This window comes from Microbacterium sp. Bi128 (assembly GCF_918698205.1).
Window position 1 is genome coordinate 1 of the sequence record NZ_CAKKMM010000286.1, and the last position, 5227, is coordinate 5227.

The following is a 5227-nucleotide window of genomic DNA, read 5'->3' on the forward strand; positions in this document are numbered from 1 at the left end:
CGCGGTCCCGTCTGGCGGCACCCCGACGGCGCCTTCGCCGAGTGGTGAACGCCGGAACGCTGGGACCGGACCTGTTGCCCCGACGTAGTTGCCCCGACGTATTTGCCCCGAAGGAGAAGCCTGACATGGAGAACACCCTGACGCCCGAACTGCTGCTGGCCGGGATCCAGGAAAGCCGGCTGGTGGCCATTGTGCGCGGCACGGACGGCGCGGCCGCCGCGAAGGCAGCCCTCGCGGCGATGGAGGAGGGCTTCCGGTATGTCGAAATAGCGCTCACCACGCCGCGGGCCCTTGAAGCCATCCGGGAAGTCCGCGCGGCCGCCCCCGCGGGCTGCTTCGTCGGTGCCGGAACGGTGCTGACGGCCCGGGACGTTGCCCGCGTCGCCGATGCGGGCGGCCAGTTCATGGTGACCCCGTCGCTGGCAGAGTCGATTGCCGAGTCGGCCCGGCTGGCACTGCCTGTGCTCGCCGGTGCGCTGACACCCAGCGAAGCCCACGAAGCCATGAACCGCGGCGCCACGGCCGTCAAGCTCTTCCCCGCTTCCATCGGCGGTCCGGGCTACCTCAAGGCGCTCCGCGACCCGTTCCCCGGGATCCCGTTCATCGCCGTCGGCGGCGTCGGGTTGGATGAAGCCGAGGGCTACTGGGAAGCCGGCGCCATTGCCGTGGGGCTCGGCGGACCGCTGTTCGGCGATGCCGGCTCCGGCGGCGACCTCGCCCCGATGCGGGAGCGGGCCCGCGGTTTCGTGACCCTGGCCGCCGGATTCGGCCGCCCCCGCGCGGAGAGCCTGCGGTGATGGCCGCCGTCGGCCCGGCTTTGGCTGGGGAGGGCGTCGACCTGCTGACGTTTGGCGAGTCCATGGTCTCGCTGCGGTCCACCGGCCCGCTGTCCGCCGGCGGCAGCCTCGGCATGCACGTGGCCGGGGCCGAATCGAACGTGGCCGTCGGGGTCGCCCGGCTCGGGCACAGCGTCACCTGGGCCGGGGTTGTCGGCGCTGACCCGCACGGGGAATACATTCTGCGGCAGCTGCGCGCCGAGGGGATCGGGCTGCGGCACCGGATTGACGCGGCAAGGAACACCGGGGTGATGTTCCTTGAACAGCGCACCGCGGATGTCACCCGGGCCTTCTACTACCGCGCCGGATCCGCCGGGTCCACCCTCGGCCGGGAGGACCTGGACCGTGCCCTGGCGGCCGGGGCCCGGATCCTGCATCTGACCGGCATCACCGCCGCCCTCAGCCCCGACGCCCGCAAGGCCGTGGAGTACGCGGCCGAGCGCGCCGCCGCCGAAGGCATGGAGGTCTCCCTCGACGTCAATTACCGCAGCAAGCTCTGGACCCGGGAGGAGGCCCGCGCCGCGCTCTCGCCGCTCGCCCGGCACGCCAGCATCGTGATCGCCTCCGACGATGAGCTCGGGCTGGTCGCTGACCCGGTGGGAGCTGGCCCGGAGGGATCACCGCACCCCGGCGATGCCGATACAGATGCAGATGCCGCCGAAACAGCCATGGCCGCCGAACTGCTGGAGCGCGGCGTCCGCGAAGTCGTGGTCAAGCGCGGCGCCGCCGGCGCCGGTGTCCACACCGCCGACGGGCGATGGGAAGTGCCCGCCGTGCCTGTGACCAGCATCGATACCGTGGGCGCCGGGGATGCCTTCACCGCCGGCTACCTGTCCGCCCTGCTCGACGGCGCCGACGTCGCCGGCCGCCTGCAGCGCGGCGCCCTGGCGGGAGCCTTCGCCGTCAGCACCGCGGGGGACTGGGAAGGCCTGCCCGGCCGTGCGGAGCTGGCACTGCTCGGGACCACGCCGGGCGGAACCACCCAGCGCTAAGCCCCCCGCGCGCTGAACCACCCGCGCTGAACCACACTGGCGGCTATCCGGCGCGCCCGACATTCACCGACCAAGAAAGCCTGGACCTGTTGTGAAAATCATTGCCGCTGAAGTGTTCGTCACCAGCCCCTCCCGGAACTTCGTGACCCTGCGGATCACCACCGAGGACGGCGTGACCGGGATCGGGGACGCGACCCTGAACGGGCGCGAGCTCGCCGTGGCCGCCTATTTGAAGGAGCACGTCGCGCAGCTGCTGATCGGCAAGGACCCGCACCGGATCGAGGACACCTGGCAGTTCCTGTACCGGTCCTCGTACTGGCGCCGCGGCCCGGTCACGATGGCCGCGATCGCCGCGGTGGACATGGCGCTGTGGGACATCAAGGGCAAGCTCGCCGGGATGCCGGTCTACCAGCTCCTGGGCGGGGCGTCCCGGAACGGGCTGCGCGCGTACGGGCACGCCTCCGGCGCGGACCTGCCGTCGCTGTTCGATTCGGTCCGTGAGCACCTGGAACTGGGCTACAAGTCGATCCGGATCCAGACCGCGGTGCCCGGGATCAAGGCCGTCTACGGCGTCGCGGCCCAGGCCCAGGCCTCCGGGGAGCGCTACGACTACGAACCGGCCGGGCGCGGCGCGTTCCCGCAGGAGGAGGACTGGGACACCCGCGCCTACCTCCGCCACCTGCCCACCGTGTTCGAGGCGGTGCGCAACGAGTTCGGCCCGGAACTCCCGTTGCTGCACGACGGGCACCACCGGATGACCCCGATCCAGGCCGCGAAGCTGGGCAAGGCGCTCGAACCCTACGACCTGTTCTGGCTCGAGGACTGCACCCCGGCCGAAAACCAGGAGGCCCTGCGCCTGGTCCGGGCGCACACCACCACCCCGCTGGCGATCGGGGAAATCTTCAACACCGTCTACGACTACCAGGCCCTGATCAAGGAACAGCTGATCGACTACGTGCGGGCAGCCTCCACCCACTTCGGCGGGATCAGCCCGCTGAAGAAGGTGATGGACTACGCCGCGCAGTACCAGATCAAGTCCGGCTTCCACGGCCCCACCGACATCTCCCCGGTCGGGTTCGCCGCGCAGCTGCACGTGGGCCTGGCGATCCACAACTACGGCATCCAGGAATACATGCAGCACTCGGATGCGACCAACGAGGTCTTCGAACAATCCATGACCTTCGTCGACGGCTACCTGCACCCGGGCGACAAGCCCGGCATCGGCGTCGAATTCAACGAAGAAGCCGCCGCCGCGTTCCCCTACCAGCAGGCCTACCTGCCCTACAACCGCCTCGTCGACGGCACCGTCCATGACTGGTGAGCTGAAGTCCGCCGGTCCCGCCCACATTGTCGTCATGGGCGTGACCAGTTGCGGCAAAAGCACCGTGGGCGCGGCCATCGCCGACCGCCTGGGGGCGGAATTCCTCGACGGCGACTCGCTGCACCCGCAGTCGAACATCGACAAGATGGCCTCGGGTACCCCGCTGGACGACGACGACCGGGCACCCTGGCTGGCCGAGGTCGGCAGGCGCTTCGCGGCGTCGGACTCCGGGCTGGTCATCGCGTGCAGCGCGCTCAAGCGTTCCTACCGCGACATCATCCGCAGCGGGGACTCCTCCGTGGTGTTCGTGCACCTGCACGGCACCCGGGAACTGCTCGGCAGCCGCATGGCAGCGCGTCCGGGCCATTTCATGCCGCTCTCGCTGCTGGATTCGCAGCTCGAAACCCTGGAAGAACTCCAAACGGATGAAGCGAGTGTTGTAGTGGATATCGCCACGCCAGTGAACCAGATCGTTGACGACACTGTTGCGGCCCTTGACGGGTTGCAGGGCGGAGCCACCCGGTTCCTGGTGGACCTGAAGGCCGCGCCGTTCAACCTCGACGATGCCGCGATTGCGTGGGTGGAGTCCACCATCGGCTCCATGTCGGACGAGGAAAAGATCGGGCAGCTGTTCATCAACCACAACAACGACTACTCCCCGGAATACCTCGACGGTGTCCTGGAGCAGTATCACGTGGGCGGCATGCGGTACCGGCCGGGGCCGTCGGCCGAGGTGCAGGAGCACATCCGGTACGCGCAGTCCAAGACACGGGTGCCGCTGCTGATCGCATCGAACCCGGAAATGGGCGGCGCCGGCAGTTGCGACGACGGGACGTTCGTCTCGACCCACCTGCAGGCGGGCTCGCACCCGGACAAGGGCATCGCCCGCCAGATGGGGCGCGTTGCCGGGGTGGAGACCGCCGCGCTGGGCTGCAACTGGGCCTTCGCGCCGATCGTGGACATCCACTACAACTGGCGCAACACCGTCATCTCCACCCGGGCTTTCGGCAACACCCCGGAGATCGTGGTGGAACGGGCCAAGGAGTACTTCGACGGCATCAGCGAATCGCCCACCGTGTGCGCCATGAAGCACTTCCCCGGTGACGGCCTGGACGAGCGGGACCAGCACGTGGTCACGTCCTACAACACGTTCGGCTACGAGCAGTGGAACGCGACCTACGGGCACGTGTACCGGGAGATGATCGGGCACGGCGTGCAGTCCATCATGGTCGGGCACATCGGTGCACCGGACCTGTCACGGCATTTCCGTCCGGGCCTCGCGGCGGAGGACATCCTGCCCGCGACCCTGGCGCCGGAACTCCTCCAGGACCTGCTGCGCGGCGAGCTCGGCTTCAACGGGCTGATCCTGACCGATGCGTCCCAGATGATCGGCCTCACCCAGGCCATGAAGCGCAGCGAGCTCGTCCCGGCCACCATTGCGGCCGGGTGCGACATGTTCCTGTTCTTCCGGAACCCGGCCGAGGACTTCGGGTACATGCTGGACGGCTACAAGTCCGGGGTCATCACCGAAGCGCGGCTGCATGACGCGCTGCGCCGGATCCTGGCCCTCAAGGCCTCGCTCGGACTGCACAAGGCCGCGCGGGAATCCCTCGTCCCGCCGGCGGAGGCGCTGGCAAAGATCGGCAGCGAAGCGCACTTGGCCATCGCCGCCGAAATTGCGGACAAGACCGTGACCCTGGTGAAGGACACTGCGCAGAACCTGCCCATCACACCGCGGACGCACAAGCGGATCCGGCTGTACGGCATTTCCGGCGGCTCGGACTTCACCATGGCGGATCCCCTGGCCTACCTCGATGTGGTGGCCGCGGAACTGGAGCGGGCCGGTTTTGAGGTGCACCTCTTCAAGACGGCGGCGCAGCGCAAGGCGGCAGGGGAGGAAGGCGTGAACTTCATGTCCGTCATCTCCGAGGAAGCCACCGGCGACTACGCGGACAAATATGACGCCGCGTTCGTGTTTGCCAATGTGAAGGGCTTCGCGCAGGAGGCAGCGATCCGGATCAAGTGGTCCACGCCGATGGCCGCCGAGATCCCCTGGTACACCACCGAGGTCCCCACGG

4 protein-coding genes are annotated in these 5227 nt (G+C 68.9%); all 4 read left to right on the forward strand.

What is annotated here, in order from left to right; all coding sequences use genetic code 11:
• The first annotated feature begins 125 nt into the window (after positions 1-125).
• Positions 126-797, forward strand: a complete 672-nt coding sequence (locus LQV45_RS17155; RefSeq protein ID WP_230008064.1) for a bifunctional 4-hydroxy-2-oxoglutarate aldolase/2-dehydro-3-deoxy-phosphogluconate aldolase — start codon at positions 126-128, stop codon at positions 795-797.
• The gene (locus LQV45_RS17160) at positions 797-1828 is read left to right on the forward strand and encodes a sugar kinase (protein WP_230008065.1); all 1032 of its coding nucleotides are present in this window, start codon (positions 797-799) and stop codon (positions 1826-1828) included. Before LQV45_RS17155 ends, LQV45_RS17160 begins: the two co-directional genes overlap by 1 nt.
• A 91-nt stretch (positions 1829-1919) precedes the next feature.
• A complete protein-coding gene (gene manD / locus LQV45_RS17165) occupies positions 1920-3149 on the forward strand; it encodes a D-mannonate dehydratase ManD (protein WP_230008066.1) in 1230 nt (409 codons plus the stop codon).
• Positions 3139-5227: gluconokinase, GntK/IdnK-type (locus LQV45_RS17170; RefSeq protein WP_230008067.1), on the forward strand; the 2089-nt coding region annotated here is incomplete at its 3' end. The genes manD and LQV45_RS17170, both read left to right, overlap by 11 nt.